The organism is Pseudomonas sp. TKO26 (genome assembly GCF_003225665.1).
Lineage (GTDB): Bacteria > Pseudomonadota > Gammaproteobacteria > Pseudomonadales > Pseudomonadaceae > Aquipseudomonas > Aquipseudomonas saponiphila.
The window spans coordinates 408335-426036 of sequence record NZ_QKLN01000002.1 but is presented as its reverse complement, the minus strand read 5'-3'; the positions used below and the strand labels follow the sequence as shown (position 1 = coordinate 426036).

Sequence of the window (17702 nt, the reverse complement as noted above, 5' to 3'; positions counted from 1 at the left end):
AGGCGCGACCCAGGGGGCACGGGCAAAAAAATAGTGAACTGCACAGAGGGTCGCTAGTCTTTCATAGCCAGCCATTTCAAGGAACAGGGTGCATTGATGAGCGAACAACAGATTCTGCTGGCCTTCGGCGGCATCGGCGTGGCGGCACTGTGCTGCCAGTGGCTGGCCTGGAGGCTGAAACTGCCGGCCATTCTGTTCCTGCTGCTCAGCGGCATCCTGGCCGGGCCGGTGCTGGGCTGGCTCGACCCGCAGGAAATGTTCGGCCCGCTGCTGATGCCCCTGGTGTCGCTGGCGGTAGCGCTGATCCTGTTCGAAGGCAGCCTGACCCTGCATCTCTCCGAGTGGCGCGAGATCGGTAGCGTGGTCCACCGCCTGGTCACCCTCGGCGCGCTGTCCACCTGGGCGGTGATCACCCTGGCCACCCATTGGCTGCTGGGCTTCGACTGGATGCTGGCTTTGCTGTTCGGCACCCTGACCCTGGTCACCGGACCGACGGTGATTGTGCCGATGCTGCGGGTGGTGCGCCCCAAGGCCTCGATCGCCAACATCCTGCGCTGGGAAGGCATCGTCATCGACCCGATCGGCGCCCTGCTGGCAGTGGTGGTCTACAGCTTCATCATCGCCAGCGCCGCCGGCGAGGGCCTGAGCCATAGCCTGCTGACCTTCGGCGGAGTGATTCTCTGCGGCAGCCTGTTCGGCATCGCCGGCGGCTGGGTGCTGGGCAGCATCATGCGCCGCCAGTGGCTGCCGGAATACCTGCACAACCTGGCGACCCTGGCCGCGGTGCTGGGGATATTCATTGCCTCCAACCAGGTGATGCATGAATCCGGACTGCTGGCCGTGACCCTGATGGGCATGTGGATGGCCAATATGAAAGGTGTGGATGTCCGGCACATCCTGCACTTCAAGGAAAACCTCAGTGTGCTGCTGATTTCCGGGCTGTTCATCCTGCTGGCGGCCCGCCTGGACCTCAAGGCGCTGATCGCCCTGGGCCCGCTGGTGCTGATCCTGCTGCTGGTGATCCAGTTCATCGCCCGCCCGTTGAACGTGCTGCTGTCCACCGCCGGGTCGAATCTCAACTGGCGCGAACGCGCCCTGCTGGCATGGATTGCCCCACGAGGGATTGTTGCCGCGGCGGTATCGGCGATCTTCGCCATCCGCCTGGACGAGGCCGGCCACCAGGGCGCGTTGCTGCTGGTGCCACTGACCTTCGCCGTGATCATCGGCACCGTGGTCCTGCAAAGCGCTACCGCCCGGCCCTTGGCGCGCCTGCTGAAGGTCGCGGAACCCGCCCCCAGCGGCTTCCTGATTGTCGGCGCCAACGGCCCGGCACGCACCATCGCCAAGGCTTTGCAGCAGTTGGGCAGCCGGGTGCTGCTGACCGACTCCAGCTGGGAGAACATCCGTGCAGCGCGCATGGAAGGCCTGCCCACGTATTTCGGCAATCCGGCCTCGCAGCACGCCGACGCACACCTGGATCTGGTGGGTCTGGGGCATCTGCTGGCGCTCTCGCCTTCAGGCGAACTCAACACCCTGGCTGCCATGCGTTTTCGTCATGACTTCGGCCATCAGCGCCTGTTCGCCCTGGCCAACAGCCAGGAAAGCCGACGCACCGACAAGCACCGCGCCAGCCACGAACACCGCGGCCAACTGCTGGGCAGCGAGGCCCTGACCTACACCAAGCTGGCCAGCCTGCTGGGCCAGGGCGCGGAGCTGTACAGCACACACCTGACCGAAACCTTTGACTGGGACGACTACCAGGCCTTGCACGGTGAACGCGCGACCTTGCTGTTCGCCCGCGACAGCAACGGCTGGGTGCATGTCGTCACCCCGGAAAGCGGCCTCAAGCCAGCGCCGGGCTGGACCCTGCTGGCGCTGATCCAGCCGGAGTCCCTGTAACCGAGCTCCCCTGTAGGAGCTGGCTTGCCAGCGAAACGGCCCGAGCCCCCCGTTCGCCGGCACACCGCCTGCTACGCTGCAAACCCCGGAAGCACCGGCACTGGACGCTTGTCGTCATCAATGGCGACGAAACTGAACAGGCCATGAATGGCCTTCTCCCTTCCGTCGCAGCTCATGCTTTCGACAAATACCTCGACTTCGACCTTGAGGCTGGTGTTGCCCACCGTCACCACCCGCCCGACCAACTCGACGATCGAACCCGCGGCAATCGGATGCTTGAAGTCAATGCGGTCGGTGGACACCGTCACCAGCGGCAAGCGACAGAAACGCGTGGCCGCAATGAACGAAACCTCATCCATCCAGGCCAGGGCCGTGCCGCCGAACAGGGTGTTGTGATGGTTGGTGGTGGAGGGGAATACCGCCTTGGTCACGCGGGTCACCGAAAGCTCGGTACGGCGCTGGATTTCTTGCTCGCGAGGGGACATCGGTCAACTGCCTGAAACATTGATGAGGGATAAATGACGGGCAACAAAAAAGCAGCCCGTAGGCTGCTTTTTTCTGCATCGGAAGCTGGACTTAAGCCAGTTTTTCCTTGATGCGAGCTGCTTTACCCGACAGGTCGCGCAGGTAGTACAGCTTGGCTTTACGCACGTCACCGCGACGCTTGACAGCCATGCTGTCGATCTGCGGGGAGTAGGTCTGGAAAGTACGCTCTACGCCAACGCCGTTGGAGATTTTACGTACGGTGAACGCGCTGTTCACACCGCGGTTGCGCTTGGCGATAACTACGCCTTCGAACGCCTGCAGACGGGAACGATCGCCTTCCTTCACTTTCACCTGAACGACAATGGTGTCGCCCGGGGCAAAGGCTGGGATCTCTTTGGTCATCTGCTCTGCTTCGAGTGCAAGGATGATTTTGTTGGTCATGCTGTGCTCCTAAGGTAAATCGTCGGATCTACCATCGATACGTTGTTAACTATCGTCCCGCTCGCGGAGATATTCCTCGAGCAGCTTCTTCTCTTCTCCAGAAAGCGAGCGGCTTTCCAGAAGATCGGCGCGTCGTTCATAGGTCCGACCAAGGGACTGCTGTAAACGCCAACGCCGGATGTGTGCGTGATTGCCGCTTAGCAATACGTCGGGAACACGCTGATCCGCATACACCTCCGGTCGGGTGTAGTGCGGGCAATCCAGCAGACCGTCCGTGAAGGAATCTTCCTCCGCGGAATCCACATGCCCTAAAGCTCCGGGCAGCAGTCGCGTAACCGCATCAATCAGGACCATCGCCGGCAGCTCGCCACCGGAGAGTACATAGTCGCCAATCGACCACTCTTCATCGACATGAGCTTCAATAAACCGCTCGTCAATGCCTTCATAACGACCAGCAATCAGGATCAATGCATCCTCATTCGCCAACTCGCGCACCGCCGACTGATTCAGTTGACGGCCTTGGGGCGACAGGTAGATCACCTTCGCACCCTCCCCGGCTGCGTTTCTGGCCTGAACCAGTGCATCCTCCAGGGGCTTGATCTTCATCACCATGCCAGGGCCGCCGCCAAACGGGCGATCGTCCACAGTGTGATGTCGATCCGTGGTGTAGTCTCGCGGATTCCAACAGGTCAGCTGCAACAGCCCCTGTTTCACCGCGCGGCTGGTTATGCCGTACTCACTGATGGCGGAAAACATCTCGGGAAACAGACTGATCACTTCTACGCGCAAGTTAGCCACGCTTAGAAATCCGCGTCCCATTCCACCTTCATCTCGCCCGCTGCCAGGTCGACGGCCAACACGCATTGCTCGGTATAGGGCAACAGGCGTTCGCGATCATCCAGGCTGCCAGCGCAAGGCTTGACCACCATTACATCGTTCGAGCCGGTCTCCAGCAGGTGATCGATCTGCCCGAGCAGTTGCCCGAGGGTGTCGATGACCTTGAGACCTTGCAGCTGGTACCAGTAGTACTCGCCGTCGGTCAGTTCAGGGAACAGGCTGCGCGGCACGCAGATCTCGTAACCGGCCAGAAGACGTGCTTCTTCGCGATCATCAAGACCCTTGAGCTTTGCGACCAGGAACTTGTCGTTCCCGCGTCCGCTGACCAGCTCAACCTGTTTCACGCTACCTTCGCGCTTGAGCGTCCAGGTTTTGTAGTCCAACAGGTTTTTAATCGGATCAGTAAAGGAAAAGACCTTCACTTCGCCGCGAACGCCATGAACAGAGTAGATTTTGCCGATAACGATCAAATCATCAGCAGGAGCTGGCGTCGCGTTCATAGGGTTCAGGCTGCAGCCTTAGCCGATTCCTTCAGCAACTGAGCAACGCGCTCAGAAGGCTGTGCACCCACGCTCAGCCAGTAGGCTACGCGCTCTTGGTTCACGGACAGGCGTACTTCTTGACCACGAGCGATCGGGTTGAAGAAGCCAACTTGTTCTTTGTGCGAACCGTCACGTGGGTTACGGCTGTCGGTCACGGTCAGGTGGTAAAACGGGCGCTTTTTGGAGCCGCCAAGGGCAAGACGGATTGTTAGCATGTGAACATCGTTCCTGTAGTCGGTGCTGCAAATCTAAATGCACAGCGGGCATGGGTGCCCGAAAGGCCGCATATTCTAAGGAATATCCGGACTTTTGCAAATGACTTTTTCCGGCGCCCATCGGCTGCCACTCAGATTTGCCATGAAGCCGTCGCAAGCGACAGCGAGCGGGCTCACCCCAAACGAGGGTTTACCCTGGATTCCACGTCCCCGTGGAAAAAGCGCCGACATGACTGCCGGCGCGGATTCTTCAGATCTTCGGCATGCCGCCGCCGGGCAGCATGCCGCCCATGCCGCGCATCATCTTGGCCATCCCGCCCTTGGCGGAGAACTTCTTCATCATCTTCTGCATCTGCTTGTGCTGCTTGATCAAGCGGCCGATGTCCTGCACCTGGGTACCGGAACCCATGGCGATCCGGCGCTTGCGCGAACCGCTGATCAGCTCAGGGTCGCGGCGCTCGGCCGGGGTCATGGAGTTGATGATGGCTTCCATCTGCTTGAACTGCTTTTCAGCGGCGCTCTGTGCGTTACCCATCTGCGCCAGATTGACCCCGCCGATGTTCGGCAGCTTGTCCATCAGGCCGCCCAGGCCACCCATGTTCTTCATTTGTTGCAGCTGGTCGCGAAAGTCTTCGAGGTCGAAGCCCTTGCCCTTCTTCAGCTTTTTAGCAAGCTTGTCGGCCTTTTCCTTGTCGAGGGTCTGCTCGGCCTGCTCGATCAGGCTGAGCACGTCGCCCATGCCAAGGATCCGCGAAGCGATACGCTCAGGATGGAACGGCTCCAGCGCCTCGCTCTTCTCGCCCATCCCGATGAACTTGATCGGCTTGCCAGTGATGGCCCGCACCGACAGCGCAGCACCGCCACGGGCGTCGCCGTCGACCTTGGTCAGGATCACCCCGGTCAGCGGCAGCGCGTCACCAAAGGCCTTGGCGGTGTTGGCGGCGTCCTGGCCGGTCATGGCGTCGACCACGAACAGGGTTTCCACCGGCTTGATCGCCGCGTGCAGCGCCTGGATCTCGTCCATCATCTCGCTGTCGACGTGCAGGCGACCGGCGGTGTCGACAATCACCACGTCGATGAACTTGAGCTTCGCTTCCTTTATAGCCGCTTCGGCGATGGCCACCGGCTTCTGGCTCAGATCGGACGGGAAGAAGGTCACGCCGATGTCGTTGGCCAGGGTTTCCAGCTGCTTGATCGCCGCCGGACGGTAAACGTCGGCGGACACCACCATCACGCTCTTTTTCTTGCGCTCTTTAAGAAAGCGCGCAAGCTTGCCGGCGGTGGTGGTCTTGCCCGCGCCCTGCAGACCGGCCATCAGCACCACGGCTGGCGGCACGGCACTGAGGTTGAGGTCTTCGTTGGCCGCGCCCATCAGGCTTTCCAGCTCGGCCTGGACGATCTTCACAAAGGCCTGGCCCGGGGTCAGGCTGCGGGACACTTCGGTGCCGACCGCACGCTCCTTCACCGAATTGACGAAGTCCTTGACCACCGGCAACGCGACGTCAGCTTCGAGCAGCGCCATGCGCACTTCGCGCAGGGTGTCTTTGATGTTGTCCTCGGTCAGCTTGGCCTTGCCGGTGACATGGCGCAGCGTCTGCGAGAGACGGTCGGTTAGGTTTTCAAACATGCTCGATCCTTTCAGGCCCAAGGTAGACCGGGGTAATGGCGGCCCAGAGCGTGATAAACAAGTGCTCGATGAGCCTGCGGCGTGGGCAGGTCGCGGATTATAGCGAAGACTGTGCGTGGCGGACACCTCGCCGTCTGCTTGGGTGGACTTTCAGGGCTGTGGGTTCTATGCCAAACTCAGCGACTTTCGGGCCTGCCTAACAGGATTTATGCTCCCCTTGTCACCCAGCTTGCTACCCACCCTCGCCGCCGCCGTCCTTTATGCCGCTGCGACCTTCTATCAAGGCTCTCGCCTGGCCACCGGCGCCAAGGCAAACAAGCGCCTGCTGGTTACGCTGGGCATCCTGGCCCTGCTCGCCCATGGCATCAGCCTGCTGACCCACCTGCTGACTCCGGCGGGCCTGGGCCTGGACTTCTTCAGCGCCGCCAGCCTGATCGCCGCGGCGGTCATCGCCCTGACCCTGCTGGCCTGCTGGCGGATCCCGGTGGAAAACCTGCTGGTGCTGCTGTTCCCCCTGGGCGCCCTGACGGCCCTGCTGGCGCAGTTCGTGCCAACCGGCACCGTGCCGGTGATCGATGAGGAGCCAGGGATTCTCGCCCACATCCTGTTGTCGATCCTGGCCTACGGCATGTTCACCATCGCGGTCTTCCAGTCGTTGCTGCTGCTGGTGCAGGACCACCAGTTGAAGAACAAGCACCCTTCCGGCCTGATCAGGAACTTCCCGCCGCTGCAGACCATGGAAAGCCTGCTGTTCGGCTTTCTCTGGGCCGGCTGGAGCCTGCTGTCACTGTCGCTGATCTCCGGCTGGCTGTTCGTCGAGAACCTGTTCGCCCAGCACCTGGTGCACAAGACCCTGCTGGCCTGCCTGGCCTGGGTGGTGTTCAGCGTGCTGCTGTGGGGCCGCAACCGCCTGGGCTGGCGCGGACACAAGGCGATTCGCTGGACCCTCGCGGGTTTCTGCCTGCTGATGCTGGCGTACTTCGGCAGCAAGCTGGTTCGTGAATACATCCTGCACATCTGACGACCGGCCATGACCGACTCCCTGCCCTCCGGGCCCATGCTCGCGGTAATCGCCCTGCTGATCGTCTGGTCGGGGCTGTTCACTGCCATCGACGCCGCGCAACAGCACCTGCTGACCCAACGCAACGGCTCGCGCTCCGGCGACAAGCCGACAGCGCGACTGGCCTTCCCCAAGGAAAGCCTGATTCTGTGCAATACCCTGTGCCGGGTCCTGGCAGTGATCATCAGCACCTTGCTGGCGCTGTTCTACTGGGCGGAAGAAGGCCCCTGGCTGGCCTGCCTGATCAGCACCAGCGGCTTGCTGGTGCTGGCCGAGTACCTGCCCCGCACCCTGGCTCTGCGCTATCCGGAAGGCACCCTGAGCTTTGGCAACAGCCTGCTGGCCATCCCCATGAAGCTTGTCTATCCCCTGGCCTGGCTGCTCAACGCCATCGGCCAGCTGCTGTTGCGCCCGTTCGCCGCCAAGGCCAGCGCGGTCAAGCACAGCGACGACGATCCGGCGCTGCTGGACGATGAGCCCGCCCCTCAGGAACACCACGCCCTGTCCGGCATCCACGCCCTGGACAACATCACCGTCAACGACATCCTGGTGCCCCGCAGCGAAGTGCAGGGCATCAACCTCGACGACCCGATCGAAGAGATCATTGCCCAACTGCGCCTGAACAAACGCACCCGGCTGCCGGTATTCCACAGCGATATCAATCAGGTCGAAGCGGTGCTCAGCACCCGGCAGATCCGCCACCTGCTGCCTGACGCCAGCCTGACCAAGGAAGCCCTGCTGGCCGCCTGCCACGAACCCTACTTCGTCCCGGAAAGCACCCCGCTGCAACTGCAACTGCTCAACTTCCACAAGCAGCAACGGCGCCTGGGCATGGTGGTGGACGAATACGGCGAGGTGCTGGGCATCGTCACCCTGGAAGACATTCTCGAAGAAATCGTCGGCGAGTTCGAAAGCGAGCACAGCCTGGACAACCCCCACATCCATCCACAGGCCGACGGTCGTTATGTGGTGGAAGGCGCGGCCTCGATTCGCGAACTGAACAAGAGCCTGGGCTGGCACCTGCCCAGCGACGGCCCCAAGACCCTCAACGGCCTGGTCACCGAAGCCCTGGAAACCATTCCCGACAGCGCCGTGTGCCTGAAGATCGGTCGCTACCGCCTGGAGATCCTCGAAACCGAGGAAAACCGCGTCAGCCGCGTGCTGCTCTGGCACACCAGCAGCCCTCCCGCCCGGACCTGACTCGCAGCCGATACCCCACAAGCGCTGTTGCCTGCTCCCTGGCCCTGCGCAACGGGCCCTCGGGCCTGATGCAGTCATGCAAACCCGGCAACCACCACAACCCTTGTTGGATCGTTAGCAGCCTTTCTATAATCGCGCTGCTTACCCAAGCCCCGCAGATCCGCGTGCTACCCGCATCGAAGACGATCCTGCCGGCATCACCCGCCACCGTTCGACGTCACTCCCATCCCGAGTGACGAGCGCGCCAAACCCACATCCCTGGGTGCTCGACCCTAATAATTCGCTCCACAGGAGCACTGACTGTCAGGGATATCCGCATGACGACCAGCACCACCTACGGCGCCTCCGCGCCTGCCCAACCGAGCAATTCAGCCTCTCGGGTGGCCACCGCCAGTTTTATCGGCACCGCCATCGAGTTCTACGATTTCTACGTCTATGCCACCGCCGCCGCCCTGGTGATCGGGCCGGTGTTCTTCCCCCAGAGCTCCGGCACCGCGCAGATGCTCTCGGCCTTCTTGACCTTCGGCATCGCCTTTCTCGCCCGCCCCCTGGGTTCGGCGCTGTTCGGCCATTTCGGCGACCGCATCGGGCGCAAATCGACCCTGGTCGCCTCGCTGCTGCTGATGGGGATCTGTACCACCCTGATCGGCGTGCTGCCGGGCTACGACAGCATTGGCGCCTGGGCACCGATCCTGCTCTGCGTGTTGCGTTTCGGCCAGGGCCTGGGGCTGGGTGGTGAATGGGGCGGAGCCGCCCTGCTGGCCACGGAAAACGCCCCGCCAGACAAACGCGCCTGGTTCGGCATGTTCCCGCAACTGGGCCCTTCCATCGGCTTTCTCGCTGCCAACGGCCTGTTCCTGACCCTGGCCATGGGCCTGGACGACGAACAGTTCCGCGCCTGGGGCTGGCGCATTCCGTTCCTGCTCAGCGCCGCGCTGGTGATGGTCGGGCTCTACGTGCGCCTGAAGCTGCACGAAACCCCGGTGTTCGCCAACGCCATGGCGCGCCAGGAACGGGTGAAGATGCCGCTGGTGGAGCTCTTCAGCCAATACTGGATGCCGGTGCTGCTGGGCGCCGCCTCGATGGTGGTGTGCTACGCGCTGTTCTACATCTCCACGGTGTTTTCCCTGAGCTACGGCGTCGCCACCCTGGGTTACAGCCGTGAAACCTTCCTCGGCCTGCTGTGCTTTGCCGTGCTGTTCATGGCCGCGGCCACGCCGCTGTCGGCCTGGGCCAGCGACCGTTTCGGGCGCAAGCCGGTGCTGGTGGTTGGCGGCGTGCTGGCGATTCTGTCCGGCTTCACCATGGAACCTTTACTGACCCAGGGCTCCACCACCGGCGTGGCGCTGTTCCTGTGCATCGAGCTGTTCCTGATGGGGGTGACCTTCGCCCCGATGGGCGCGCTGCTGCCAGAGCTGTTTCCGACCCACGTGCGTTATACCGGGGCATCGGCGGCCTATAACCTGGGCGGGATAGTCGGCGCCTCGGCGGCACCGTTCTTTGCTCAGAAACTGGTGGCCATGGGCGGGTTGAGCTGGGTTGGCGGGTATGTTTCGGGGGCGGCTATCTTGAGCCTGATCGCGGTGCTGTGCCTGAAGGAAACGCGGAACAACGATTTGAATCGGGTCGTTTGAGCAACCGCTTCGCGAGCAAGCTCGCTCCTACAGGTTCAATCCGGACCTTGTAGGAGCGAGCTTGCTCGCGATGCTTCTCAGAGTTCGACCACTACCGCTTGCGCAGCACGGGTCGCCTTGGCCCGGGCGGCCTCGATCGACTCATCACGAGCCAGGGCCACGCCCATGCGCCGCTGGCCGTTGACTTCCGGCTTGCCGAACAGGCGTAACGCGGTGTCCGGCTCGCTCAGGGCGGCGCCGAGATTGGCGAAGGCGGTCTGGGTGGACTTGCCTTCCACCAGGATCACCGCCGAGGCCGAAGGCCCGAACTGGCGGATCTGCGGGATCGGCAGGCCGAGAATCGCCCGCGCGTGCAGGGCGAACTGCGACAGATCCTGGGAAATCAGGGTCACCAGGCCGGTGTCGTGAGGGCGTGGCGACACTTCGCTGAACCACACCTGATCGCCCTTGATGAACAGTTCCACGCCGAACAGGCCGCGGCCGCCCAGGGCTTCGGTCACTGCCTTGGCCACGCGCTCGGATTCGGCCAGGGCTTTCGGGCTCATGGCCTGGGGCTGCCAGGATTCCTGGTAGTCGCCCTTCTCCTGGCGATGACCGACCGGCGCACAGAAGGTGGTGCCGCCCACGTGACGCACGGTCAGCAGGGTGATCTCGTAGTCGAAGTCGATAAAGCCCTCGATGATCACCCGACCCTTGCCGGCACGCCCGCCTTCCTGGGCGTAGTCCCAGGCTTTCTGCACGTCGTCGACGCTGCGCAGCAGGCTCTGGCCCTTGCCCGAGGAGCTCATCACCGGCTTGACCACGCACGGGAAGCCCAGGTCTTGCACCGCCTTGGCGTAGTCTTCGAAGGTGTCGGCGAAGTGGTACGGCGAGGTCGGCAGGTCCAGCTCTTCGGCGGCCAAGCGGCGGATGCCTTCGCGGTTCATGGTCAGCGAGGTGGCACGGGCGGTCGGGATCACGGTGAAGCCTTCAGCTTCCAGCTCCACCAGGGTCGCGGTGGCGATGGCCTCGATTTCCGGAACGATGAAGTGCGGCTTCTCGGCTTCGATCACCGCCCGCAGCGCCGTGCCATCGAGCATGTTGATCACGTGGCTGCGATGGGCCACTTGCATCGCCGGGGCGTTGGCGTAGCGGTCCACGGCAATCACCTCGACACCCAGGCGTTGCAGCTCGATCACCACTTCCTTGCCCAACTCACCACAGCCACAAAGCAAGACGCGGGTCGCGGTTGGCGACAATGGAGTTCCGATACGAGTCATCTGAAGGTCCTCAAAGGAGCGAATCATCGAGGGCCGAGCGCCAGGCGGACGACCCAAGGGGGAAAGAGCGCGGCATTTTACATGAACCGCGGCCTTTGGCTCAGCCGGCGCACGCCGCTTTGCGCAAACGCCAGGCCATGGCCAGCCAGACCACGGTGACTCCGGCGAACTTCGAGCCCAGGGCGGTGAGGATCACTCCCGGGGTCATGGCATCGATCATGCCGTAGAAGATGAAGGTATCCAGGGGAATGCTCAGCGCCGAACTGATCCACAGCCGATCATGCAGGGGCCGCTTGGTGACGCTGAACACCAGCCAATCGATGCATTCCGAGACGGCGAATGCCGTGGCGCTGGCCAGGGCGATGGTCGGGTCGGAGGTGACATAGGACAACACCAGGGCCGCCAGCATGGCGACGATGGCGCCATGACCAAAGCGCGTCTGCACCATGTCCCGCAGGACAAACACCAGCCCGCCCCAGGCCGACCAGACGATATCCAGCTGCGGCGCGACGGAAAAGGCGTAGTTGATCAGCACGACACTGCTGATATAGGTGATCAGGAAGAGCATGGGCTGAAGGGCACCTGTCGGGAAGGCGCACAGGTTACTGCAGGCCCGAGGTTGGGCCAAGAAACCCTTTCGCCAGCAAGCTGGCTGCTACACAGGATTGCAGGAACCGGCTTGCCGGCGAATGGCCGGATCAGCTCGCCGAGCGGGAGCCGATCATCCACAGCAAGCCACTGGACTTGGCCCGCTCATGGCACAGGGCCAGGACTGCGCGGCGCTCGTTGTTGTCCATGCGACTCCAGCGAGTGATTTCCTCCACCGTGCGCTGACAGCCGGTGCAGATGTCTTGCTCATCCAGGGCACAGATGCTCACGCAAGGCGAGGCGACGGGTCTTTCAGGGGCAGTCATTGTTCTTGCTCAACCAGATCTCGGGCATACCGCTGGCCATTATGAACGTAGTGGGCGGCGCTGGCTTCGAGCATTTTCTTCTGTGCCTCGGTCAGTTCGCGCACCACCTTGCCGGGCGAGCCCATGACCAGCGAGCCATCGGGGATTTCCTTGCCCTCGCCGATCAGCGCGTTGGCGCCGATGATGCAGTACTTGCCGATCTTCGCGCCATTGAGCACCACCGCATTGATGCCGATCAGACTGTAGTCACCCACGGTGCAGCCATGCAGTATGGCGTTATGGCCGATGGTCACGCCGGTGCCCAGGGTCAGTGGAAAGCCCATGTCGGTGTGCATCACGGCACCGTCCTGGACGTTGCTGTGCTTGCCGATCAGGATCAGTTCGTTGTCGCCACGCAACACGGCGTTGAACCACACACTGGCGCCTTCTTCGAGCTTGACCTTGCCCACCAGGGTAGCGTTCGGGGCCACCCAGCTCTGTGGATGGGTGTCGACTCGGGCGTCGCCCAGACGGTATTTCATCTTGTTGTCCTTATGGTTCTGGCAGCCGGGGGTTCATGCCACGCACAAAGCCATGGCTTCAGGTGTCGATAAAGGTTTTCGGCGGGTGATGCAGGCTGATATCGGCGTCGTACAGCAGGTTGACCAGTTCGACCACCATGATCGCGGTCAGACCCCAGATCTTGTACCCGCCGAAGCGGTAGCTGGGGACATACCAACTGCGGCCCTGGTAGTCGATACGGTGGGTGTGTTCGCGCGGGTCCTGGCGGAAAAAATCCAGGGGCACGCTGAAAACAGCGGCAATCTCGGCGTCGTTGGCCCGGTATTCGACGTAGTCGGGAATCACCCCGACGTAAGGCGTGACCTTGATTCCATGCAGGGAAATCAGTGGGCTCAAAGGGCCGATGACTTCCACCAGTCCCGGTGGCAGGCCGATCTCTTCTTCGGCCTCGCGCAGGGCGGTGAAGATCAGGTCCGGGTCTTCCGGATCGCGCCGGCCACCGGGGAAGGCCACTTCACCGCCATGGGTCGACAGCCCGCTGGCACGCAAGGTCAATACCAGTTCCGGTTCGTCGCTGCGGGTGATGGGCACCAGCACCGCAGCCTCGGGGAAACGTCGGTCGGTCTCCAGGGTTCGTGGCGTGTAATGGCTTACCCGATGAAGTAGCTCGTCCAGCATGAGGCATCTCGATCTGTTGGCTACCGTGCATCATGCACCAATCCAATCGGTGGCCCAACCCCCGCTCCCGGGCATGTCGCTTAACGACAACTTGCCGACAACCGGGCGGCGCGCCAAGATAGCCCCAGCCTTTGCGGATACCCCTCATGAAATTTTGCAGCCAGTGCGGCAACCCAGTGACCCAGCGCATACCCGACGGCGATTCGCGCCTGCGCTTCGTCTGCGATCACTGCCAGACCATCCACTACCAGAACCCCAACATCGTTGCCGGCTGCCTGGCGACCTGGGAAGGCAAGGTGCTGTTGTGCCGCCGCGCCATCGAACCGCGCCTGGGCTACTGGACCCTGCCGGCGGGCTTCATGGAAAACGGCGAGACGGTGGAACAGGCGGCCATCCGCGAAACCTTCGAGGAAGCCTGCGCCCGGGTGCGCAACCTGAATATCTACACCCTGATCGACGTGCCACATATCAGCCAGGTGCATGTGTTCTTTCGCGCCGAGCTTTCGGACCTGGACTTTGCCGCCGGTCCCGAGAGCCTGGAGGTGCAGCTGTTCGAGGAAGCCGATATCCCTTGGTCCGAGCTGGCTTTCCGCACCGTCGGTCGTACCTTAGAATGCTTCTTCGCTGACCGGCGGGCACAGGCTTATGCCGTGCGCTCCGAATCCATTCCGCCGCTCTCTCAGCCTGCCATCAGTTAAACAATAAAAACGTGCACGGATTCCGTGCGCGCCTGGGGAAATCGTGTCAATGCGCTGGTTGCTTGCCCTGCTGTGCTGTTCCGTCGTCACTCTGTCTCAGGCCTCCACGGTGGAAACCCTGGACGGCAAGGTCATCGAAAAGGTCCTGGTGCTCAAGTCCGCCCATCAACTGCAGTTGATCAATGGCGGCAAGCCACTGAAAACCTACCGTATTTCCCTGGGCAAGAAGCCCAAGGGGCCCAAGCTGATGGAGGGCGATAAACGCACCCCGGAAGGCCTCTACTGGCTCGACTGGCGCAAGACCAGCGACCGCTACAACCTGGCCATGCACATCTCCTACCCGAACATCACCGATGCTGCCCGCTCACGTCGCGAAGGGGTCGATCCCGGCGGCATGATCATGATCCACGGCACCCCGGACACCGAAGAGTTTCCCGAGCAGTACTTCCACACCCTGGACTGGACCGATGGCTGCATCGCCATGCGCAACGTCGACATGCGCGAGGTCTGGGGCCTGGTGAAAGACGGCACGCTGATCGAAATCCGCCCTTAACCGCCTCCCGGCAAAAAATATTTCTCCCCCCGCCGCCCTCCCCGGGCGCGCATACCACTTGGCGACCCGCTGCGGGTCGCCACCTCGACCCATGGCCTTCGCGGCCAGACCTGCCTAATACCACTTCAATCATTTATCCTGTCACGCACCCCGAAAGCGCCGGATTTACTGCACTTCAGCCCGATAGGTGGCGTTGACATGGTATTTAAGTGGTATTAGTTTTCGGCATTACCGGGCGACAACAACCTAATAACCGCATCGGAAAACCTACAGATGAATCACCTCCTGACCCTGCGTCCCGACGACTCCCAGCCAACCCCGCTGTACCTGCAACTGGCCCGCAACCTGGAAGCGGCGATCCACTCCGGCCAATGGAAAGCCGAGCAGGCACTGCCTTCGGAACGCAACCTCAGCGAACTGCTGGGCATCTCCCGGGTGACCGCGCGCAAGGCCCTGGAAGTGCTTTTCGAGCGCGGCCTGATTCGTCGCAGCCAGGGCTCGGGCACCTTCATCACTCCACGCCTGGAACAACCCCTGTCGCGCCTTTCCGGCTTCAGCGAGATGCTGCGCCTCAAAGGCTTCGTCCCCGGCTCGCAGTGGCTGGAACGCACCCTCACCCCACCGACCCATGAAGAGCTGATCCGCCTCGGCCTGTCGCCCAACGACAAGGTGGCGCGGCTCAAGCGCCTGCGCAAAGCCGACGATGCGGTCATGGCCATTGAGATGAGCACCCTGCCGGCCAGCATCATCGCCAAGCCCGAGGCGGTCGGTGATTCGCTCTACGAATACCTCGATAGCATCGGCCGCCCCGTGGTCCGGGCCCTGCAGCACATCCAGGCGATCAACGCCTCGGACGAGTTTGCCGCCCTGGTGGGCATTGCCCCCGGCACCGCCATGCTGCTGATGACCCGGGTCGGCTACCTGGAAGACAACACGCCGATCGAAGTCACCGATACCTATTGCCGCAACGACTACTACGACTTCGTCGCCGAGCTGCGACGCTGAATCCGCCCCCTGGAGCCAGAGAAACGCCCATGTCCGAAGACAACATCCTCACGCCCCAAGGCTGGGTCCGTGGCCGCCTGGTCCATGAGCACGGCAAGGTCGTCGCCATCCAAGGCAGCCCCTGCGACCCGGCGGACAATGACCTGCCCTACCTGCTGCCGGGCTTTATCGACCTGCATGTCCACGGCGGTGGCGGCCAGGACATCATGCAGGGCCGCCCGGCCTTCGAAACCATCACCCGTACCCATGTGCGTTTCGGCACTACCTCGCTGCTGGCCACCACCATGACCGCCCCCAGCGCGGAAATCAGCCAGGTCCTGGGCGAGCTCGGGATCTTCGCCGAACAGCGCCCCGAGGGCTGTGCCCGGGTGCTCGGCGTGCACCTGGAAGGCCCCTACATCAACCCTGGCAAGCTCGGCGCCCAACCCAACTTCGCCCACACCGCACTCATGGCCGAAGTGGAGAAGTACCTGCAACTGGCGCCCATCCGGGTGATCACCATCGCCCCGGAAATCGCCGGCCACGACGCGCTGATCCGTGAACTCAGCGCCCGCGGCGTGCGCATGCAGATCGGCCACACCCTGGGCAGCTACGAAGAGGGCGTGGCCGCCCTGGCCGCCGGCGCCACCAGCTTCACTCACCTTTACAACGCCATGAGCCCCCTGCATCACCGCGAGCCGGGCATCGTCGGCGCCGCCCTGGCCCACGCCCAGTACGCCGAACTGATCCCCGACCTGCTGCACGTGCACCCCGGCGCCATGCGCGTGGCGTTGCGCTCGATCCCGTGCCTGTACTGCGTCACCGACTCCACCGCCGCCGCCGGCATGCCCGACGGCGAATACCAGCTGGGCAGCCACACCGTGACCAAATGCCTGGGCGGCGTGCGCTTGGCGGACGGCACCCTGGCCGGCAGCACCCTGACCATGGATCAGGCTCTGCGCAATCTGGTGAAGATCGGCCTGCCCCTGGCCGAAGCCTCCCAGCGCCTGTCGCAATTTCCCGCCGACTACCTCGGCATCCCTGAACGCGGCCGCCTGCAACCCGGCAGCTGGGCCGACAGCGTGCGCCTGGATCGCGCACTCACACTGACCGCCGTCATGGTCGAAGGAGAAGACATTGACTTCAAAAATGCTTGAAGAGGCGCAGTCCTCGCACATCGCCGTCAGCAGCCAGCTGCAGCACCTGGACCCTTCCCTGATCGAGGTTGCCGGCCGCCTGCGACGCCAGCCGCCACAAGTGGCCATGACCGTGGCCCGGGGCAGCTCCGACCATGCCGCCAGCTACTTCGCCTACCTGGCCATGCAACAAGTGGGCATCCCGGTGGCCTCGCTGCCGATGTCGGTGGTGACCATGCAGCAAGCGCCCTTGCGGGTCAGCGGCCAGGCGGTGTTCGCCTTCTCGCAATCGGGCCAGAGCCCGGACCTGGTGAACAGCGTGCGCCTGCTGCGCAAGCGCGGGGCCCTCAGCGTGGCCATGGTCAATGCGCAAAACAGCCCCCTGGAGGCCGCCAGCGAATTCTCCCTGCCGCTCTACGCCGGCACCGAGCAGAGCGTGGCCGCGACCAAGAGCTTTATCGCCACCCTCAGCGCCAGCGCCCGGCTGATCGCTCACTGGAACGAGGACAGCCACCTGCTGGAGGCCGGCCTGGCTCTGCCCGAAGGTCTGCAACAGGCCGCGACCCAGGACTGGAACCTGGCGGTCAACGCCCTGCGCGATTACCAGCGCCTGATGGTGATCGGCCGTGGCGCCGGCTTCGCCATCGCCCAGGAAGCGGCGCTCAAGCTCAAGGAAACGTCGGCGATCCAGGCCGAAGCCTTCAGCAGTGCCGAGGTGCGCCATGGCCCGATGGCCCTGATCGACCACGACTACCCATTGCTGGTGTTCGCTCCCAGAGGCGCCGAACAGGGCGGCCTGCTGAGCCTGGCCGCCGACATGCGCCAGCGCGGCGCCAAGGTGCTGCTGGCAGCGCCGGATGACATCGGCGAGCGCGACCTGACCCTGAGCCGCGCGGAACACCCGGTGCTGGACCCGATCCTGGCGATCCAGAGCTTCTATGTGATGGCCGCCGGCCTGGCCGAAGCCCGCAGCATGGACCCGGACCAGCCGCGTCACCTGAGCAAAGTGACCCGCACGCACTAAGCCCCTTTGATCGA

Annotated in this window: 20 protein-coding genes; 9 read left to right on the top strand and 11 right to left on the bottom strand. The window is 63.1% G+C overall.

Going from position 1 to position 17702, the window contains the following annotated elements:
- Positions 1-96 precede the first annotated feature (96 nt).
- Positions 97-1899 (top strand): sodium:proton antiporter, encoded by a 1803-nt coding sequence (locus DNK59_RS05195; protein WP_110722480.1) that lies wholly within the window; start codon positions 97-99, stop codon positions 1897-1899.
- 71 nt (positions 1900-1970) lie between these two features.
- Here DNK59_RS05195 and DNK59_RS05190 read toward each other — a convergent pair whose 3' ends face one another.
- The 6 genes from DNK59_RS05190 to ffh form a co-directional block, all read right to left on the bottom strand.
- The gene (locus tag DNK59_RS05190; RefSeq protein WP_016967525.1) at positions 1971-2384 is read right to left on the bottom strand and encodes an acyl-CoA thioesterase; all 414 of its coding nucleotides are present in this window, start codon (positions 2382-2384) and stop codon (positions 1971-1973) included.
- A gap of 91 nt (positions 2385-2475) precedes the next feature.
- Entirely contained in the window at positions 2476-2826 is a 351-nt protein-coding gene (rplS, locus tag DNK59_RS05185; protein WP_009047143.1) for a 50S ribosomal protein L19, read from the bottom strand.
- Positions 2827-2871: 45 nt separating this feature from the next.
- Positions 2872-3645: a tRNA (guanosine(37)-N1)-methyltransferase TrmD gene (trmD, locus tag DNK59_RS05180; RefSeq protein WP_016967526.1), complete on the bottom strand. Its 774-nt coding sequence runs from the start codon at positions 3643-3645 to the stop codon at positions 2872-2874.
- Positions 3627-4163: a ribosome maturation factor RimM gene (gene rimM / locus DNK59_RS05175; protein WP_016967527.1), complete on the bottom strand. Its 537-nt coding sequence runs from the start codon at positions 4161-4163 to the stop codon at positions 3627-3629. Before rimM ends, trmD begins: the two co-directional genes overlap by 19 nt.
- A gap of 5 nt (positions 4164-4168) precedes the next feature.
- Positions 4169-4420, bottom strand: a complete 252-nt coding sequence (gene rpsP / locus DNK59_RS05170; RefSeq protein ID WP_007927680.1) for a 30S ribosomal protein S16 — start codon at positions 4418-4420, stop codon at positions 4169-4171.
- A 250-nt stretch (positions 4421-4670) separates the two neighbouring features.
- Positions 4671-6047 carry a signal recognition particle protein gene (ffh, locus tag DNK59_RS05165; protein ID WP_047301950.1) on the bottom strand — a complete coding sequence of 459 codons (1377 nt, stop codon included), beginning with the start codon at positions 6045-6047 and terminating at the stop codon, positions 4671-4673.
- A gap of 208 nt (positions 6048-6255) precedes the next feature.
- Here ffh and DNK59_RS05160 point away from each other — a divergent pair, with 208 nt between their 5' ends.
- From DNK59_RS05160 to DNK59_RS05150, 3 genes are all read left to right on the top strand, one after another.
- Positions 6256-7068, top strand: a complete 813-nt coding sequence (locus DNK59_RS05160; protein ID WP_092319892.1) for an inner membrane protein YpjD — start codon at positions 6256-6258, stop codon at positions 7066-7068.
- 9 nt (positions 7069-7077) lie between these two features.
- Positions 7078-8307, top strand: a complete 1230-nt coding sequence (locus DNK59_RS05155; RefSeq protein WP_110722479.1) for an HlyC/CorC family transporter — start codon at positions 7078-7080, stop codon at positions 8305-8307.
- 317 nt (positions 8308-8624) lie between these two features.
- Positions 8625-9941: an MFS transporter gene (locus DNK59_RS05150; protein ID WP_110722478.1), complete on the top strand. Its 1317-nt coding sequence runs from the start codon at positions 8625-8627 to the stop codon at positions 9939-9941.
- 77 nt (positions 9942-10018) lie between these two features.
- Here the strand turns inward: DNK59_RS05150 and purT are convergent, their stop codons facing one another.
- From purT to DNK59_RS05125, 5 genes are all read right to left on the bottom strand, one after another.
- Positions 10019-11200 (bottom strand): formate-dependent phosphoribosylglycinamide formyltransferase, encoded by a 1182-nt coding sequence (purT, locus tag DNK59_RS05145; RefSeq protein WP_110722477.1) that lies wholly within the window; start codon positions 11198-11200, stop codon positions 10019-10021.
- Positions 11201-11300: 100 nt separating this feature from the next.
- On the bottom strand, positions 11301-11768 hold the full coding sequence (locus tag DNK59_RS05140) for a VUT family protein (RefSeq protein WP_092319884.1): 468 nt from the start codon (positions 11766-11768) through the stop codon (positions 11301-11303).
- A gap of 130 nt (positions 11769-11898) precedes the next feature.
- Positions 11899-12114, bottom strand: coding sequence for a DUF1289 domain-containing protein (locus DNK59_RS05135; protein WP_092319882.1), 216 nt, complete (start codon positions 12112-12114; stop codon positions 11899-11901).
- On the bottom strand, positions 12111-12635 hold the full coding sequence (locus DNK59_RS05130; RefSeq protein WP_110722476.1) for a gamma carbonic anhydrase family protein: 525 nt from the start codon (positions 12633-12635) through the stop codon (positions 12111-12113). The genes DNK59_RS05135 and DNK59_RS05130 overlap by 4 nt, the downstream gene beginning before the upstream one ends.
- Positions 12636-12693: 58 nt before the next feature.
- Positions 12694-13293, bottom strand: coding sequence for a CoA pyrophosphatase (locus DNK59_RS05125; protein WP_092319880.1), 600 nt, complete (start codon positions 13291-13293; stop codon positions 12694-12696).
- Between the two features lie 146 nt (positions 13294-13439).
- Here DNK59_RS05125 and DNK59_RS05120 point away from each other — a divergent pair, with 146 nt between their 5' ends.
- From DNK59_RS05120 to DNK59_RS05100, 5 genes are all read left to right on the top strand, one after another.
- A complete protein-coding gene (locus DNK59_RS05120; RefSeq protein WP_092319878.1) occupies positions 13440-13991 on the top strand; it encodes an NUDIX hydrolase in 552 nt (183 codons plus the stop codon).
- 49 nt (positions 13992-14040) lie between these two features.
- Positions 14041-14544: a murein L,D-transpeptidase family protein gene (locus tag DNK59_RS05115; RefSeq protein WP_092319876.1), complete on the top strand. Its 504-nt coding sequence runs from the start codon at positions 14041-14043 to the stop codon at positions 14542-14544.
- Positions 14545-14817: 273 nt separating this feature from the next.
- On the top strand, positions 14818-15549 hold the full coding sequence (locus tag DNK59_RS05110) for a GntR family transcriptional regulator (protein WP_092319874.1): 732 nt from the start codon (positions 14818-14820) through the stop codon (positions 15547-15549).
- A 29-nt stretch (positions 15550-15578) separates the two neighbouring features.
- Positions 15579-16685 (top strand): N-acetylglucosamine-6-phosphate deacetylase, encoded by a 1107-nt coding sequence (nagA, locus tag DNK59_RS05105; protein WP_092319872.1) that lies wholly within the window; start codon positions 15579-15581, stop codon positions 16683-16685.
- Positions 16666-17688: an SIS domain-containing protein gene (locus DNK59_RS05100; RefSeq protein WP_110722475.1), complete on the top strand. Its 1023-nt coding sequence runs from the start codon at positions 16666-16668 to the stop codon at positions 17686-17688. The genes nagA and DNK59_RS05100 overlap by 20 nt, the downstream gene beginning before the upstream one ends.
- Positions 17689-17702 lie beyond the last annotated feature (14 nt).